The organism is Bradyrhizobium sp. NC92, assembly GCF_025200865.1.
Lineage (GTDB): Bacteria > Pseudomonadota > Alphaproteobacteria > Rhizobiales > Xanthobacteraceae > Bradyrhizobium.
On record NZ_CP104171.1, the window covers coordinates 2,256,677 to 2,272,636 of the forward strand.

The following is a 15,960-nucleotide window of genomic DNA, read 5'->3' on the forward strand; positions in this document are numbered from 1 at the left end:
GTGCCCTCTCGCGCGAGCTGAGTGAGAAAATGGCCAACGCCACCACCGCTTCACCTGCCATGATGGCGGATCCCGCTTCGGAGCGCATTGCGCCGAAGCGGCTGTTTGCGTTCATCATCATGGTGTTCGGGATGTTCATGTCGATCCTGGACATCCAGATCGTCTCGGCCTCATTGAGCGAAATCCAGGCCGGGCTGTCGGCGAGCTCCAGCGAGGTCTCCTGGGTTCAGACCGCCTATCTGATCGCCGAGGTGATCGCGATCCCGCTGTCGGGATTCCTGTCGCGCGCCTTCGGCACGCGGCTGTTGTTCGCGATCTCGGCGGCCGGCTTCACCTTCGCGAGCCTGCTCTGCGGCTTCGCCACGACGATCGAGGAGATGATCCTCTGGCGCGCGCTGCAGGGCTTTCTCGGCGCCGGCATGATCCCGACCGTGTTCGCTTCGGCCTACACCGTCTTCCCGCGCACGAAATTCCACATCGTCGGTCCCATCATCGGCCTCGTCGCAACCTTGGCTCCGACCATCGGACCGACGGTCGGCGGCTACATCACCGACGCGATGTCGTGGAACTGGCTGTTCTTCATCAACGTCGTGCCCGGCATCGGCATCACAGTGGGCGTGCTGGCGCTGGTCGATTTCGACGAGCCGCATTTCGAGCTGCTCGATCGCTTCGACTGGTGGGGCTTGTTGTTCATGGCCAGCTTCCTCGGCACGCTGGAATATGTGCTGGAAGAGGGCCCGCAATATCAATGGATGCAGGACACGTCGGTCGCGATCTGCGCCTGGATCTGCGCGATCTCGGCCATCGCCTTCTTCTGGCGCGTGTTCACGGCGGCCGAGCCGATCGTCAATCTGCGCACCTTCTCCGACCGCAATTTCGCCGTCGGATGCACGCTGCAATTCTGCATCGGCATCGGTCTCTACGGCCTGACCTACATCTATCCGCGCTATCTCGCCGAAGTGCGCGGCTACAGCGCGCTGATGATCGGCGACACCATGTTCGTCTCCGGCATCACCATGTTCCTGGTCGCACCGCTGGTCGGCCGGCTCATGGCCAAGCTCGACATGCGCTACATGATCGCGTTCGGCCTCGTCGTGTTCGCGATCGGCTCCTACCAGATGACCTGGATCACCCGCGAATACGATTTCTACGAGCTGCTGGTGCCGCAGATCCTGCGCGGCATCGGCATGATGTTCGCGATGGTCCCGACCAACAACGTCGCGCTCGGCACGCTGCCACCTGACAAGGTGAAGAACGCGAGCGGCCTGTTCAACCTGATGCGCAATCTCGGCGGCGCGCTCGGCCTCGCCGTCATCAACACCGTGCTCAACGACCGCACCGACCTGCATATCACCCGTCTGCAGGAGCGCGTGACCTGGGGCAACACGACCGCGACCGAAACCCTGAGCATGTTCATGCAGAAATTTCAGGGACTTGGCGATTCCACGCTGATGGCCATGAAGCAGCTTTCCCAGCTGGTTCATCGCCAGGCCGTGGTGATGAGCTTTGGCGATGCCTTCTTCATCCTGTCGCTGTTCTATCTCGCCCTCAGTTTCCTGGTGGTGCTGCTGAAGAGACCGCCGTCGCCGTTCGGCGCCGGCGGCGACGGGCACTAATTTGCAACACTCGTGCGTGATCTCGCGCGAGCCCCGTTGCAATCGGCTGGCGACACATCTATAAAGCGCGCCTCATTCATTCGAACCGGGGAGAGATTTGCATGATTTCGTCGCAATCGCAGATCGTACGCCCGCGCTCGATGATCACCTCGATGACGTTCTGGTTCGGTATGTACGCGGCCTGTTAGAGCCCTCTTCCGCCAGCTTCGATTGGGCCAAGGTTTTGGCCGAGCGTCCCGATCGCTTCGTTTCCCAAGTCAAAATCAGTCTTACGTGACGCCGTTGCGGCCTTCGGGCCGACTTGCGTCCATCGATGGAGCCGGCCCGCGCGAAGCGGCCGGATGATGCCATGACCGCTCTGTCCAAGAAGCCTGCGGCGATTCGCGTCGTGCTTCCCTTCGTGTTCAAACATTGGCTGAAGCAGCCGGGGCGCGGCCTCGTCGTGGCCGGCGGCCTGCTCGGCGCAACCGCCGCCGATTTGTTCATGCCGGTCTTCTCCGGACACCTGATCGATGCGCTGACCCGCGGTCCGTCCGACCCCGATGCGCGGCACGCGGCGCTGGTCGCGTTCGGCGCCATCGTGGCGCTGGGCGCGGCCTCGATGGTGCTGCGGCTCGCGGGATTGCAGGCGATCGTGCCGTTCACGCTGCAGATCATGTCCGAGGTCGCGCAGGAGGCGTTCACGCGCGTGCAGCGCTTCTCGACCGACTGGCACGCGAACTCCTTCGCCGGCTCCACGGTTCGGAAGATCACCCGCGGCATGTGGGCGCTCGACCTGCTCAACGACACGCTGCTGCTCGCGCTATTGCCCTCGTTCGTCGTTCTGATCGGCTCGATGATCCTGCTCGGCCTGCACTGGGCCTCGCTCGGCGCGGTGATCGCGCTCGGCGCGCTGGTCTATGTCACCATGACGGTGCTGTTCTCGACCCGCTACGTCGCGCCGGCCGCGCGCGTCTCCAATGCCTGGGACACCAAGGTGGGCGGCACGCTGGCGGATGCGCTGACCTGCAACGCCGTGGTGAAATCCTTCGGCGCGGAACTGCGCGAGGACGCGCGGCTCGCCCGCGTCATCAACCGCTGGGGCGTGCGCGTGCGGCGGACCTGGTTTCGCTACAACTACACCGCCATGGCGCAGCTGACGCTGCTGCTGGGCTTGCGCGCCTCGGTGATCGGCGGCTCCGTTTTGCTGTGGGTCTCCGGCTACGCCTCGCCCGGCGACGTCACCTACGTGCTGACGAGCTACTATGTGATCCACGCCTATTTGCGCGACGTCGGCATGCACATCAACAACCTCCAGCGCTCGGTCAACGACATGGAGGAGCTGGTGGCGATCCACGACGAGCCGATCGGCATCGCCGATGCGGCCAATGCGCAGCCGATCGCGATCGAAGGCGGCGAGATCGTGTTCGACGACGTCACGTTCCACTATGGCGGCCATCGTGCGCCGCTCTATGACGGGCTGTCGCTGACGATCCGCGCCGGCGAGCGGGTCGGCCTCCTCGGCCGCTCCGGCTCCGGCAAGACCACCTTCGTCAAGCTGGTGCAGCGGCTCTATGACGTCACCGGCGGCCGCGTGCTGATCGACGGGCAGGACATCGCGCTGGCCACGCAGCAATCGCTGCGCAGCCAGATCGCGATCGTGCAGCAGGAGCCGATCCTGTTTCACCGTACGCTCGCCGAGAACATCGCCTATGGCCGGCCCGGCGCCAGCTTGGAGGCGATCGAGCAGGCGGCGCGGCTTGCCAATGCGCACGACTTCATCCTGCGCCTGCCGAAGGGTTACGGCACCCTGGTCGGTGAGCGGGGCGTGAAATTGTCGGGCGGCGAGCGGCAGCGCGTGGCGCTGGCGCGCGCCTTCCTGGCGGATGCTCCGGTGCTGATCCTGGACGAGGCGACCTCGAGTCTCGATTCGGAATCGGAGGCGCTGATCCAGGAGGCGATGGAGCGGCTGATGAAGGGACGCACCTCCATCGTGATCGCGCACCGGCTGTCGACGGTGAAGAGCCTCGATCGCATCCTGGTGTTCGACCGCGGCGAGATCGTCGAGCAGGGCACGCACGGTCTGCTCGCGGCCAAGCCCGGCGGCATCTATCGCAGCCTGTTCGAGCGCCAGGTGGTGGAGCTCGGAGAGATCGCAGCAGCGGAATGACGCGCGTGGCCGGTGGACGAATGCCGGCCACGTCGCGTGGGGATGGAACGACATGAAAGACCTGACACACGGCTCTATCGTGAGACACATCCTGGCCATGGCGCCGCCGATCATGGTCGGCATGATCTCGATCATGATCTGCCAGCTGGTCGATCTGTATTTCGTATCTAGCCTCGGCGATGCGGCGGTTGCCGGCGTCGCCGCGGCCGGCAATGCCGGCTTTCTCGTCAATGCCTTGATGCAGGTGCTCGGCGTCGGCACGGTGGCGCTGATCGCGCATGCCGTGGGACGCAAGGACCGGGCGGATGCGAACCTGATCTTGAACCAGGCGGTCGTGCTGTCGGTGCTGGCCGGCCTCTTGACCCTCGTGATCGGCGCAGCGCTGTCGCGCCCTTACATGCGTTCGGTCGCGGCCGACCAGGCCACGATCGAGGCGGGGACCACCTACCTGTTGTGGTTCATGCCGGCGCTCGCGCTGGAATTCGCCATGCAGGTGCTGGCTTCGGCGCTGCGCGCGACCGGGATCGTGCGTCCCGCGATGGTCGTGCGCGCGCTCGCGGTCGCGATCAATATCGCATTGGCGCCGGTGCTGATCTCGGGCTGGGGCACGGGCTGCGCACTCGGTGTCGCCGGCGCGGGGCTGGCGAGCTCGATCGCAGTCGCCGTCGGCGTGCTGATGCTGCTGGCCTATTTCCGCAAGGTCGAGCGCTACGTCGCCTTCAACGCGGCGCAGTGGCGTCCGCAGCCGCGGCACCTGATGCGCATCCTGAATGTCGGCCTGCCGGCCGGCGGCGAGTTCGCGATGATGTTCATCTTCATGGCGGTGGTCTATTACGTGCTGCGCGACTTCGGCGCGGCGGCGCAGGCGGGCTTCGGCATCGGGCAGCGCGTGCTCGGCCTAATTCAGATGCCGGCGCTCGCGATTGCGCTGGCGGCCGCGCCCATCGCCGGCCAGAACGTCGGTGCCGGCAACGGCGCGCGGGTGCGGGAAACCTTTGTCAAGACGGCGCTGATCACCACCGTCGTGGCGGTCGGCTTCATGATCCTCGCGCAGCTGAAGCCGGAGCTGCTGCTGGCCGGGTTTTCCAACGACCGGGAGACGATGGCGATCGCCTTCCTGTTCCTGCGGATCATCTCGCTCAACATGGTGGCGCAGGGCCTCATCTTCACCTGCTCCAGCATGTTCCAGGGCCTCGGCAACACCAGGCCTGTGCTGGTGAGCTCGGTGACGCGCGTGTTCACCTATTCGCTGCCGGTGCTCTGGCTGTCGACGCGGCCGGGTTTCCGCATCGAGCATGTCTGGTATCTCTCGATCGCGGCGACGACGCTGCAGGCCGCAATGAGCCTGTGGCTCATGCGCCGCGAGTTCGGCAAGCGCTTCGCGTCGCAGGACGAGGCCGCGAAGGCAGTGGAAGCCGAGCCGGTCGCGCCTCCGGCCCGTGCTCCCGCGTAGCGAAAGTGACATCCCTCCCACGGCTCCCGCCAGCTTGCGGCGCCGTGGGGCTAATGCGCGCCAAGGCTGTTCCAGACGAGCGTGAGGCCCGACAGAAACAAGAGGCCGAGCACGACATCGCCGAAATGCTTGTCGTTCAGCGCGTGATAGACGCGCGCGCCCGCCCATGCGCCGATCAAGGTGCCCGGAAAGGCGACGGCCGCGAGCCAGACCACTTTGAGCTCGACGAGACCCGATGCGGTCTGCAGCAGCAGTGCGGTGGCGAGCACCGTGAAGTTAAAGAGCTGGAAGATGCCGCGCCGCTCGTGCTTGTTCCAGCCGCGGATATTGGCCCACAGGATCGGCAGCGGCCCCGAGAGCCCAGCGAGGCCACCAAGAATGCCGCCGGCAAAGCCGACCGCGCCGTCGGCAATCCGGCCGCCGGATTTGATCGCGAGCGACCTCTTGTTCAGATAGAGCGCCGTAGAGAAAATCAGGATCAGCACACCGACGCTCAGCTTGAACACTTTTGGATCGGCCGAGGCCACCATCATGGTGCCGAGCGGGACGCCGAGCAGGCCGCCGATCAGGAACGGCCAGACCAGCGAGAGGTTGAAGCTCTTCCACATCGAGGGCAGCGTCGAGGTCTGCGCGATCACCGAGCAGATCAGCACCAAGGGGACCGCGAGCGAGGGCGGCAGCACATAGAGCCAGATGCCGAGCGCCATCAGCGCCGTGCCGAAACCGGCCAGTCCCGAGACGAAGCCGCCGGCGAGCGCGCCGAGCAGCAGCAGGACGTAGGTGAGCGTTTCCAACAGACTGTCCTTGTCGCCAGGGGCGATCCCGAGCTGATCGCCACGGCTCGCATAACATGCCTGCCGGCATGCAGGTCAATCCGTGCCGCATGCAAGCGTGATCTGCGGCGCTCCATCGCCGTCATCGTCGATGATCTAGACGATCTGCCTGGTGTCGGCAGGCTTCTGCAGCGCGCCGACCAGGATGCGCAGCGCCTCCGTCAATTCCGATCTGTTTCGGGCCGCGCCCAGCGAGACGCGTGCCGCCTGCGGCGGTGCCCCGTCGACGGTGAAGGCATCGCCGGCGACGACCGCAAGCCCGTTCCGCAGAAGATGTGCGGCGAGATCGGGTCGCTCTTCCGGCAGTCGCAGCCAGAGATGATGCGCCGCGGGCCTGGCCAGGAACTGAAAACCTTTCAGCGCGCGTTGCGCGAGCTGCTGGCGGCCGACGGCTTCGTTGCGGATAGCGCTGATGATGCGATCGGCAATGCCGCCTTCGATCCAATGCGTCACCAGCGCGACCATCAGGGGCGCCGGCATCTGCACGGTCGCCTGCAGGGAGGTGCGCATGTCCCGCTGCGCGCCACTGTCGGGGGTCACCAGATAGGCAACGCGCAGCGCCGGCGCGATGCATTTTGACAGCGTGGTCGCAAGATATGTTCGCTCCGGAATGAGGTTCGCGATCGGCGAGGCCGCGCGGTCGAGCAGCCCGTAGGCGTCATCCTCGATCAGGATGGTGCCGGCATCGCGGATGATCTTCGCGATCGCGCCGCGCCGCTCGGCGGAAAGCGTCGCCGTGGTCGGATTGTGCAGCGTCGGAATGAGATAGACGGCTTTCGGCTTGTGCACGCGGCACGCCTTTGCCAGCGCATCCGGCAGGATGCCGTCCTCATCCATGGGGACACCGACGAGCTTGACGCCGAGCCGGGCCGCGGCGGCCTTGATGCCGGGGAAGGTGAGGGCTTCGGTCAGCACGGTGTCGCCGGGCCGCGCAACATGGGCGAGCAGGTTGAAGAGGATCGTCTGTGCGCCGGGAAAGATCACCAGCCTATCGGCCTGCGCATGCGCGACGCGGGCGCGCATCCAGCGCGCCGCGACCTCGCGCTCATGCGCGCTGCCGCCGGGCGGCTGGTAGTTAAGATACGCCGTCAGGCCCGATTGCGCGCGGAGGGCTTCCAGCCCGGCGATGATGCGCTCGTCGAGCTGCGCCTCCAGCGGGTGCGGCGGCACATTCATCGACAGGTCGATCGCGACCGGGTGCGGCAGGTCGACCGCGCGCCGCGCGCTGGTCTCCGACACGAACGAGCCCTGTCCGACGCGAGCTTCCATGATGCCGCGGCGCCGCGCCTCGGTGTAGGCGCGCGTCACCGTGGTGAGGTCGATGCCGAGTGCTTTTGCCAGCGCACGCTGCGTCGGCAGCTGTTGACCGCGCACCAGCCTGCCGGCGGCAATATCGGCCTCCATGGCCTCGACGATCCGCTGATAGCGCGGGCCCGAAAGCTCCGAGATTGTAGGGATCCATTCCATGCAATTTGGGCCCATAACCTTTGAATGTATGCATGCAAGATATTATTGTATGGATCGTCGAAAAGGAAGAGGTGTGGGCATGTCTGTCTCTCTGGCAACGGTCTCTCTGGCCAAGGCGATGTGGCGCGGTTTCAGCGGCAAATGTCCGCATTGCGGGGAAGGGCACATGTTCGGCCGCTTCCTGAAGGTGGCGGAGGCTTGCGACCATTGCGGCGAGGAGCTGTTCCACCAGCGCGCCGACGACTTTCCCGCCTATCTCGTGATGGTCGTGGTCGGTCATCTCGTGGTGCCGGCGATCCTCGCGGTCGAGACCGCCTACGCGCCGCCGGAATGGCTGCAGCTCGCGGTATGGCTGCCGGTGACGCTGTTCGCCTCGCTCGCGCTGCTGCAACCCACCAAGGGTGCCATCGTCGGCCTGCAATGGCAGCTCGGCATGCACGGTTTCGAGGCGGGCAAGCTGCGGCGCGAAGCCGGCGAGCTTGCGCCGGTGCTGGTGAAGGACACGCGCGCCGCGTAAGCAGCGTTTACATCGCGCGGCCGGCCGCTACACTCCGTCGTATCAAACAAGAACGATGGAAACGCCGATGGCCGCACGCGCGAAGACCTTCCTGCTCTGTCATGGCGCATGGTCCGGCGGATGGGCCTGGAAGAAGGTGCACCCGCTGATGGCGCAGGCCGGCCACCGCCTGGTGGCGCCGACCTACACCGGGCTCGGCGAGCGCGCGCATCTGGCGAATCCTTCGGTCGATCTCGACACGCATATCCAGGATATCCTCAACGTCATCGCTTTCGAGGATCTCAACGACATCGTGCTGCTCGGCCACAGCTACGGCGGCATGGTCGCGACCGGCGTCGCCGACCGCGCGCGCGAGCGCGTGACGCAGCTGATCTATCTCGATGCCTTCGTGCCGCGTGACGGCCAGTCGCTGTTCGACCTCAACGAGGGCGGACGCGAGCCGATGCGCAAGGCAGTCAGCTCGGGCGACGGCTATCGCATCCCGCCGAACCCGCCGCCGCCGGATACCGCGCAGGCCGATCTCGACTGGCTCAATGCGCGGCGCGTCCCGATGCCGATCAAGTGCTTCGAGACGCGCTTGAGGCTCGAGCACGGCGAGCCGGCGATGCCGCGCAGCTACATCTATTGCACGCGCCTTCCGCCCGGCGATGTGTTCGGGCAGTTCGCCCAGCGCACGAAGAGCGAGGAGGGCTGGCGCTATGTCGAGCTCGACGCCAGTCACGCGCCGAATGTGACGGCGCCGGAGGCGTTGATGAAGGTGTTGAACGAGATCGTCGCGTAGCTCACAGCCGTCATTCCGGCTCGCGAAGCGAGAGCCCGGAATCCATCAGGCAGCGGAGTCGGTGGATGAATGGATTCCGGGTTCGTGCTGCGCACGCCCCAGAATGACAGCAGCCCAAATTGGTGAGGGGTCCGATGCGTTAGCATCGAACCCCTCGTTGCTTCCTTAGCAAGACGCGTTTTCTTCACGCGAACCGGAAACCCACTTCGCTCGAAAACGCTTTAGAGCATCAGCCGGCCTGTAAGCCGGGTTCTGTAGGGCACCGTCCACTTGCGCGAACGATACGTGACGGCCATTCCTCTGGGACCATGTTTGCACACGGCCTCGAGCAACCTACCCGGACGGCGGGCCTGACATCGCCCCGCGGTGTTATCGCTTTCGCGAACAGCCCGCTTAAGCCGTCCCTATTCGGTTTTGCTCCCGGTGGGGTTTGCCCTGCCGGCTCCGTTGCCGGAACCGCGGTGCGCTCTTACCGCACCTTTTCACCCTTACTTCCTCCGAGGAGGGAGCGGTTCGTTCTCTGTGGCACTTTCCCTGGGGTCACCCCCGCCGGACGTTATCCGGCACCGCATGTCAAGGGAGCCCGGACTTTCCTCCCCGGCGGCCTTTCGGCACCTGCCGGAGCGGCCGTCCGGCCGACTGACGGCTTAGGCATGGGCATTTGTGACGGTTTCGTCAAGCCGATATCGCGAGGCACGCTCGGCCAGAAATAATTTATCGTGAAGATGTCGTTTGGCGCGCAACCCGTTCGACTGGATGCCGGCAACACAGCCGAACAACAGGAGTGAAGCGATGCAATACCTGCTGATGATCTACCAGAACGAGGTCGAGTACGCGAAGAACGACGCGGCGACCAGCCAGAAGATGCTGGCCGAATACCAGACCTTCACGCAAGCCATCATCCAGAGCGGCAATTTCAAGGCCGGCGACCGCCTGCAGCCGACCACGACCGCAACGACCGTGCGTGTGCGCGAGGGCAAGACGCTGACGACCGATGGTCCGTTCGCGGAAACGCGCGAGCAGCTCGGCGGCTACTACCTGATCGAAGCCAAGGATCTCAACGCCGCCATCGAGATCGCAGCGCGGATTCCCAGCGCACGCATCGGCTCGATCGAGGTGCGGCCGATCTGGGTGTACGAGAAGTGACGGCTCTCACCTTCGTCATTCCGGGATGCGCCGCAAGGCGCAGGCCCGGAATCCATATCCCCGAATCGTGGTTGTGGATTCCGGGCTCGCGGCTTTGCCGCGCCCCGGAATGACGAGAGGGGAGTGATCGCGTGACATGACCCCTGGCGAGATCGACAAAATCTTCCGCGACGAGGCGGGGCGGACGCTGGCCACGCTGATCCGTCTCGTCGGCGATTTCGATCTCGCCGAGGACGCGCTCCAGGATGCGTTTGCGGTCGCGCTGGAACGCTGGGCGTGTGAGGTCCCCGACAATCCGCGCGCCTGGCTCGTCAATGTCGCCAAGCACAAGGTGATCGACCGCATCCGCCGCCAGGCCGTGTTCCGCGGCAAGCAGCAGGCGCTGGTGCACGAGCTCGAGCTGAATGCGCTGGGCCCCGACGAGCCGCCGGCGATGCTCGACGACGACATGCTGCGGCTGATCTTCACCTGCTGCCATCCCGCCTTCGCGCCCGAGGTGCAGGTCGCACTGACGCTGCGCACCGTCTGCGGGCTGTCGACGGCGCAGGTGGCACGCGCCTTCCTCGTCGGCGAGGAGGCGATGGCGCAGCGGCTCGTCCGCGCCAAGCAGAAGATCAGGCTTGCCGGCATCCCCTATGAGGTGCCGGAGCGCGAGGCGCTGGCGCCGCGGCTCGATGGCGTGCTCGCCGTGATCTATCTCGTCTTCACCGAAGGCTATGTCGCGACCGAGGGCGCGGACCTGATGCGGCCTGATCTGGCGACCGAGGCCATCCGGCTTGGCCGGCTGCTGAACCGGCTGATGCCCGATCGCGCCGGCATCAAGGGCCTGCTGGCCCTGATGCTGCTGCACGACGCGCGCCGCGCCGGGCGACAGACGCCGGCCGGCGACATCGTCCTGCTCGAAGAGCAGGACCGCGCGCTGTGGGACCGCGCGCAGATCGAGGAGGGCCTACGTCTGGTGGAGGATGCGTTGCGCGTGCCGGGCCGGCCGCAGCCCTATGCGGTGCAAGCCGCGATCGCAGCGCTGCATGCGCGTGCGCCGAGCTTCGAAGCCACCGACTGGCCGCAGATCGCAGGTTTGTACGAGGTGCTGCTGCGCATCAATCCGTCACCGGTGATCGAACTCAACCACGCCGCGGCGGTGTCGATGGTCGATGGGCCGGCGCGTGCGCTCGATCTCGTCGATGCGATCGCCGCGCGCGGAGGGCTTCGCGGCTATGAGCTGCTGCCCGCCGTGCGCGCGGATTTGTTGCGGCGGCTCGGCAGGACGAAGGAGGCACGCGAGGCCTATCGGGCGGCGACGGAAGCGACGCAGCTCGAGCCGTTGCGGAGGCTCTATGCGCGACGGATGAGGGAGATGGAATAGGGGCCTCACATGCCGTCATTGCGAGCGCAGCGAAGCAATCCAGGCTATCACCGGGAGACAGTCTGGATTGCTTCGTCGCAAGAGCTCCTCGCAATGACGGCGTGTGCGGCTACGCCGTCACTTCGACGCGACCGGCGTTGCTTCCGCCGGCAGGCTCGCCAGCAGCGCCTGCAAGGTCGACAGCGTCGAGTGATCGGCGACACCGTCCAGCCGCGCCGGGCGGAAATGGCGTTGGAAGGCGGTGACGACTTCCATCGTGGCAGCGTCGTACTTGCCGTTCAGGGGCACGCCATAGCCGTACCTTGCGAGCGCCTGCTGCATGCTCAGCACCGCGTCGCTGATGGTGCCGAGCATCAGGCTCTCGCCGCGGACGATCGGTGCGGGCGTCACCCAATGGCCGACGCCGGAATTGGCCAGCGAATGCCACGGAAATTTCTCGCCGGGATCCTTCTTGCGGGCGGGCGCGACGTCGGAATGGCCGAGCACCCGGTGCGCCGGCACCTTGCGGCGGAGCATGATGCCGCGGCACAGCGCGATCACGGCGGCGATCTGGCGCAGCGGAAACTCCGGATAGCCCCAGTCATGGCCGCGATTGATGATCTCGATGCCGATCGAGCAGGAGTTGATGTCGTCCTCGCCGGCCCAGGAGGAGACGCCGGCGTGCCAGGCCCGCTTGGCCTCGGGCACGCATTGCACGATGCGCCCGTCCTCCAGCACGACATAATGCGCCGACACTTCGGTGCCGGCCGTGCAGAGGCGTGCCAGCGCGCCCTCGACATCGGGCATGCCGGTGTAGTGCAGCAGGATCATGTCCGGCTGCCGTCCCTTGTTGCGCTCGCCATGGTTCGGCGAGGGGATTATGTCCGAGACGATCGAGGAATCGGGCTCGAACGTCCGCAGGCCCGCCACGGTCTTGGGAACCGGGAGAACGCGGTGACGCTTCGAATCAGATCCAGACGGCGTGGACGAACCGGAGGGCATGAGCAGCTCGGACGGACGGCGAGTGGGGCAAGCCCTTCTCTTTACTATTCCTTTACCCTCCATCGCGCGCAATCGCGCGGCGCGGTTAACGGATTCATTTTGGCGATGTGTGTGGATGAAGCATCACTGCCCTCGTTACCTTTTCCACTTGTCATGAACCGAGCAACGCTTTCTTAACGCTAAGGGCCGTTACTGAGGGATGAAGAGCCGACCCGCGTTCGGAGGCGGCCAAAGCGTATTTTGGCTCGAAATCCCATGGCTGCCCGACAAATTCCACTGGGAACACCGGGTTTGTGGCCCGGGACGGCCGGGCTCGGTAACCATGCTGGACAGGGGCTTTGTCGTGGAACCGCCGCGACGCGCAATGATCCGAGGCGTTATGGGCTTGTTCGGCCCCGATCTCGCTTGGGTATCGGGCCGGGCGGTCGGCAGGCGTTGCGCATGAGCTCGGCTCCGCACATCCCCGTTCTTGGCCGTGAGGCCATCGCCCATCTCGCCCCGCGCGAGGGCGGCGTCTATGTCGACGCCACTTTTGGTGCCGGCGGCTATAGCCGCGCGATCCTGGAAGTGGCGGGAACCCGACTCATTGCCATCGATCGCGACCGCACCGCGATTGCCGGGGGTGCCGAACTGGTCGAACGCTCCGCGGGCCGGCTGACGCTGGTCGAGGACCGCTTCTCCAACCTCGCCGAGGTCTGCGCCGCGCAAGGCGTCGACGGCGTCGACGGCGTCGTGATGGATGTCGGCGTGTCCTCGATGCAGCTCGACCAGGCCGGCCGCGGCTTCTCCTTCCGTCTCGACGGTCCGCTCGACATGCGGATGGGGCAGACAGGCGCTACCGCGGCGGACGTCGTCGCGCGCGCCTCCGAAGGCGATCTCGCCGACATCATCTATCTCTTCGGCGAGGAGCGGCATTCGCGCCGCATCGCCCGCGCCATCGTGGCGGACCGGCAGGACACTCCGTTCACGACCACGCGCGCGCTCGCCGATCTCGTCGGCAGGGTGGTGCGATCGAAGCCCGGCGACATTCACCCGGCGACGCGGACGTTCCAGGCGCTGCGCATCTTCGTCAACGAAGAGCTCGAGGAACTCCAGACGGCGCTCGCTGCCGCCGAGCGCGTGCTGAGGCCCGGCGGCCGCCTCGTCGTCGTCTCGTTCCATTCGCTGGAAGACCGCATCGTCAAGAATTTCCTCTCCGAGCGTTCCAAGACCGGCGGCGGCTCGCGGCATCTGCCGGAAGTCGCGCAAATTGCGCCGAGCTTCCAGCTGCTGACGCGGCGGCCGGTCGTCGCCGGCGAGGACGAAGTGGCGCACAATCCGCGCGCGCGCTCGGCAAAGCTGCGCGCCGCCGAGCGCACCTCGGCGCCGGCGCATGAGATCGATGAGGCAACGTCCTGGCCCAAGCTCGCCGACGTGATGAGGGGCGGCTAGCGCATGCGCATCATCCACCTCCTCGTCATCGGCGCGCTGATCTTCGCAGCCGCCCATGTCTACCGCATCAAGATGGACTCCACGGCGCGCACCGAGAAGGTGCTGCGGCTGCGTGCGGAGATCCGCGAGCAGCGCGATGCGATCGCGGGGCTGCGGGCCGAGTGGGCCAAGCTCGATGCGCCTCACCGCCTGCAAGGGCTGTCCGACCGGCATCTGCACCTCAAGCCGGTCAACGGCACGCAATATGATTCGCTGAAGAACCTGCCGGAGCGTCCGCCGCGGATGTTCAGGCCGGGCGAGCCCGATCCGATCGGGGCCATGCTCAAGACCATCGAAGCCGCGAGCGATCCCGACACGGTCACGGGCTCCGTGCCTCAGCGCGAGGACAAGCAATGAGCCCGGCAACGTCTGCAAGACCAACCGAAAAAACGGCCGAGCGGTCAGTTGAGCCTTGGCGGCGGCGGCTGATCCGAAGCCTGCTCTACGGGCGCAACGTCGATCGCGCCGCGAAGGCGCGCGCGCGCGTCGGCCTTGCGATGCTTGCCTTCGCTTCGGTCTACGCCCTGATCGGCGGGCGGCTCGTGATGTTCGCGATCGGCGCCGACGCCCACAGCGCGCGCCGTGCCGCAGCGCAGGAGGTGGTTGCGACCGCGCGGCCCGACATCGTCGACCGCAACGGCGCCATCCTTGCCACCGACGTCAAGGCGGCGAGCCTGTTCGGCGAACCGCGCCGCATCATCGACAAGGACGAGGCGATCGAGCTCTTGACCGCGACCATTCCCGACCTCGACGAGGCCGAGGTGCGCGAGCGCCTGAAGACGCGCAAGGGCTTCGTCTGGCTCAAGCGCGAGGTCACGGCGGCGCAGCAGCAGGCCGTCCACAAGCTCGGCATTCCCGGCATCGGCTTCCTGCGCGAGAACAAGCGGGTCTATCCGACCGGCAACGAGGTCGCCCACCTCATCGGTCTCGTCAACATCGACAACCAGGGGATCGCCGGCCTCGAGAAGTGGCTCGACAATCAGGGGCTCGCCGATCTCCACCGCGCCGGCTTCGCCACCGACCGCTTGCAGAAGCCGATCGAGCTCGCGGTCGATCTGCGCGTCGAGCATGCGCTGCGCGACGAGCTGTTGAAGGCCAAGGACAAGTTCCACGCCAAGGCCGCCTCCGGCATCGTCTCCAACGTCAAGACCGGCGAGATCGTGGCGATGGTGTCGCTGCCCGACTTCGATCCCAACAATCCGAAGGAAGCGCACGATCCCGACCGCATCAACCGCCTGACCACCGGCGTCTACGAGATGGGCTCGACCTTCAAGGCGTTCACGCTGGCGATGGCGCTCGATTCCGGCAAGATCAATCTGAACTCGATGTGGGACGCGCGCGGAAACCTGCACTACGGCAAGTTCACCATCCACGACAGCCATCCGCTCGGCCGTTTCATCAACACCAAGGAAGTGTTCACCTACTCCTCCAACATCGGCGCGGCGCGCATCGCGCTCGGCCAGGGCGTGGAGGCGCACAAGGCGTTCCTCGCCAAGATGGGCCAGATGACGCGGCTGCGCACCGAATTGCCGGAGAGCGCCGCGCCGCTGCTGCCGCGGCGCTGGAGCGAGCTGAACACGGTCACCGCTGCGTTCGGCCAGGGCCTGTCGGTGGCGCCGCTGCAGGCGGTGATGGGCATCAACGCGCTCGTGAACGGCGGCTATCTGATTCCGCCGACATTCATGAAGCGCAGCGAATCCGAAGCCATGGCGATGGCCAAGCGCGTCATCAAGCCGGAGACCAGCGACAAGATGCGGTTCCTGATGCGGCTCAATGCCGAAGTCGGTTCGGCGAGAAAGGCGGACGTCAAGGGCTATTACGTCGGCGGCAAGACCGGCACGTCGGAGAAGGTCATCAATGGCCGCTACGCCAAGAAGCGCGTGCTCAATTCCTTCACGGCGGTGATGCCGTGCGATGATCCGAAGTACCAGGTGCTCGTCATGCTGGACGAGCCGCAAGCGCTGCCGGAAACCCATGGTTTCATCACCTCAGGCTGGAACGCGGTGCCGACCGGCGGCAAGGTGATCGAGCGGATCGCGCCGCTTCTCGGCGTCGAACCGCGGTTCGACCTGCCGCCGTCCGAGCGCCTTATTCTTGCAGCATCCAGGACAACCCAGTAATCAACCGGGTGGGCCATCGCCGGTGCTGAGTCGGGATTGTCCTTTGGAATCGGCTTTCCGG

General features: G+C 65.9%; 13 protein-coding genes and 1 other RNA gene. 10 read left to right on the plus strand and 4 right to left on the minus strand.

Annotated features, from left to right (window positions below; all coding sequences use genetic code 11):
* Window positions 1-29 precede the first annotated feature (29 nt).
* From N2602_RS10550 to N2602_RS10560, 3 genes are all read left to right on the plus strand, one after another.
* Window positions 30-1,616 carry a DHA2 family efflux MFS transporter permease subunit gene (locus N2602_RS10550; RefSeq protein WP_172787228.1) on the plus strand — a complete coding sequence of 529 codons (1,587 nt, stop codon included), beginning with the start codon at window positions 30-32 and terminating at the stop codon, window positions 1,614-1,616.
* Window positions 1,617-1,965: 349 nt separating this feature from the next.
* Window positions 1,966-3,765 carry an ABC transporter ATP-binding protein gene (locus N2602_RS10555; RefSeq protein WP_260382598.1) on the plus strand — a complete coding sequence of 600 codons (1,800 nt, stop codon included), beginning with the start codon at window positions 1,966-1,968 and terminating at the stop codon, window positions 3,763-3,765.
* A gap of 52 nt (window positions 3,766-3,817) precedes the next feature.
* A complete protein-coding gene (locus N2602_RS10560; protein WP_260382599.1) occupies window positions 3,818-5,218 on the plus strand; it encodes an MATE family efflux transporter in 1,401 nt (466 codons plus the stop codon).
* A gap of 50 nt (window positions 5,219-5,268) precedes the next feature.
* Here the strand turns inward: N2602_RS10560 and N2602_RS10565 are convergent, their stop codons facing one another.
* Together N2602_RS10565 and N2602_RS10570 are read right to left on the minus strand one after the other, a co-directional pair.
* Window positions 5,269-6,012, minus strand: coding sequence for a sulfite exporter TauE/SafE family protein (locus N2602_RS10565; RefSeq protein ID WP_172787231.1), 744 nt, complete (start codon window positions 6,010-6,012; stop codon window positions 5,269-5,271).
* 135 nt (window positions 6,013-6,147) lie between these two features.
* Window positions 6,148-7,518 carry a PLP-dependent aminotransferase family protein gene (locus N2602_RS10570; protein ID WP_172787232.1) on the minus strand — a complete coding sequence of 457 codons (1,371 nt, stop codon included), beginning with the start codon at window positions 7,516-7,518 and terminating at the stop codon, window positions 6,148-6,150.
* Window positions 7,519-7,597: 79 nt separating this feature from the next.
* On the opposite strand from N2602_RS10570, the gene N2602_RS10575 reads away from it, so the two are divergent.
* Window positions 7,598-8,035 carry a DUF983 domain-containing protein gene (locus N2602_RS10575; protein WP_373569521.1) on the plus strand — a complete coding sequence of 146 codons (438 nt, stop codon included), beginning with the start codon at window positions 7,598-7,600 and terminating at the stop codon, window positions 8,033-8,035.
* A gap of 67 nt (window positions 8,036-8,102) precedes the next feature.
* Window positions 8,103-8,816, plus strand: a complete 714-nt coding sequence (locus tag N2602_RS10580) for an alpha/beta fold hydrolase (RefSeq protein ID WP_260382600.1) — start codon at window positions 8,103-8,105, stop codon at window positions 8,814-8,816.
* 225 nt (window positions 8,817-9,041) lie between these two features.
* Here the strand turns inward: N2602_RS10580 and rnpB are convergent.
* Window positions 9,042-9,459: RNase P RNA component class A (gene rnpB, locus N2602_RS10585), an RNA gene on the minus strand.
* A gap of 149 nt (window positions 9,460-9,608) precedes the next feature.
* Between rnpB and N2602_RS10590 the strand changes: the two genes are divergently transcribed.
* Together N2602_RS10590 and N2602_RS10595 are read left to right on the plus strand one after the other, a co-directional pair.
* Window positions 9,609-9,962: a YciI family protein gene (locus tag N2602_RS10590; RefSeq protein WP_172787235.1), complete on the plus strand. Its 354-nt coding sequence runs from the start codon at window positions 9,609-9,611 to the stop codon at window positions 9,960-9,962.
* Between the two features lie 136 nt (window positions 9,963-10,098).
* Window positions 10,099-11,328: an RNA polymerase sigma factor gene (locus N2602_RS10595; RefSeq protein WP_260382601.1), complete on the plus strand. Its 1,230-nt coding sequence runs from the start codon at window positions 10,099-10,101 to the stop codon at window positions 11,326-11,328.
* Between the two features lie 117 nt (window positions 11,329-11,445).
* On the opposite strand, the gene N2602_RS10600 is transcribed toward N2602_RS10595, so the two are convergent.
* On the minus strand, window positions 11,446-12,309 hold the full coding sequence (locus N2602_RS10600) for an N-acetylmuramoyl-L-alanine amidase (RefSeq protein ID WP_260382602.1): 864 nt from the start codon (window positions 12,307-12,309) through the stop codon (window positions 11,446-11,448).
* Window positions 12,310-12,750: 441 nt separating this feature from the next.
* On the opposite strand from N2602_RS10600, the gene rsmH reads away from it, so the two are divergent.
* From rsmH to N2602_RS10615, 3 genes are read left to right on the plus strand one after another with little or no spacing between them, the layout of a single operon-like run.
* On the plus strand, window positions 12,751-13,740 hold the full coding sequence (gene rsmH, locus N2602_RS10605; protein ID WP_260382603.1) for a 16S rRNA (cytosine(1402)-N(4))-methyltransferase RsmH: 990 nt from the start codon (window positions 12,751-12,753) through the stop codon (window positions 13,738-13,740).
* 3 nt (window positions 13,741-13,743) lie between these two features.
* Entirely contained in the window at window positions 13,744-14,136 is a 393-nt protein-coding gene (locus N2602_RS10610) for a hypothetical protein (RefSeq protein WP_212254604.1), read from the plus strand.
* Window positions 14,133-15,899 carry a penicillin-binding protein 2 gene (locus tag N2602_RS10615; RefSeq protein WP_260382604.1) on the plus strand — a complete coding sequence of 589 codons (1,767 nt, stop codon included), beginning with the start codon at window positions 14,133-14,135 and terminating at the stop codon, window positions 15,897-15,899. Before N2602_RS10610 ends, N2602_RS10615 begins: the two co-directional genes overlap by 4 nt.
* Window positions 15,900-15,960: the final 61 nt, after the last annotated feature.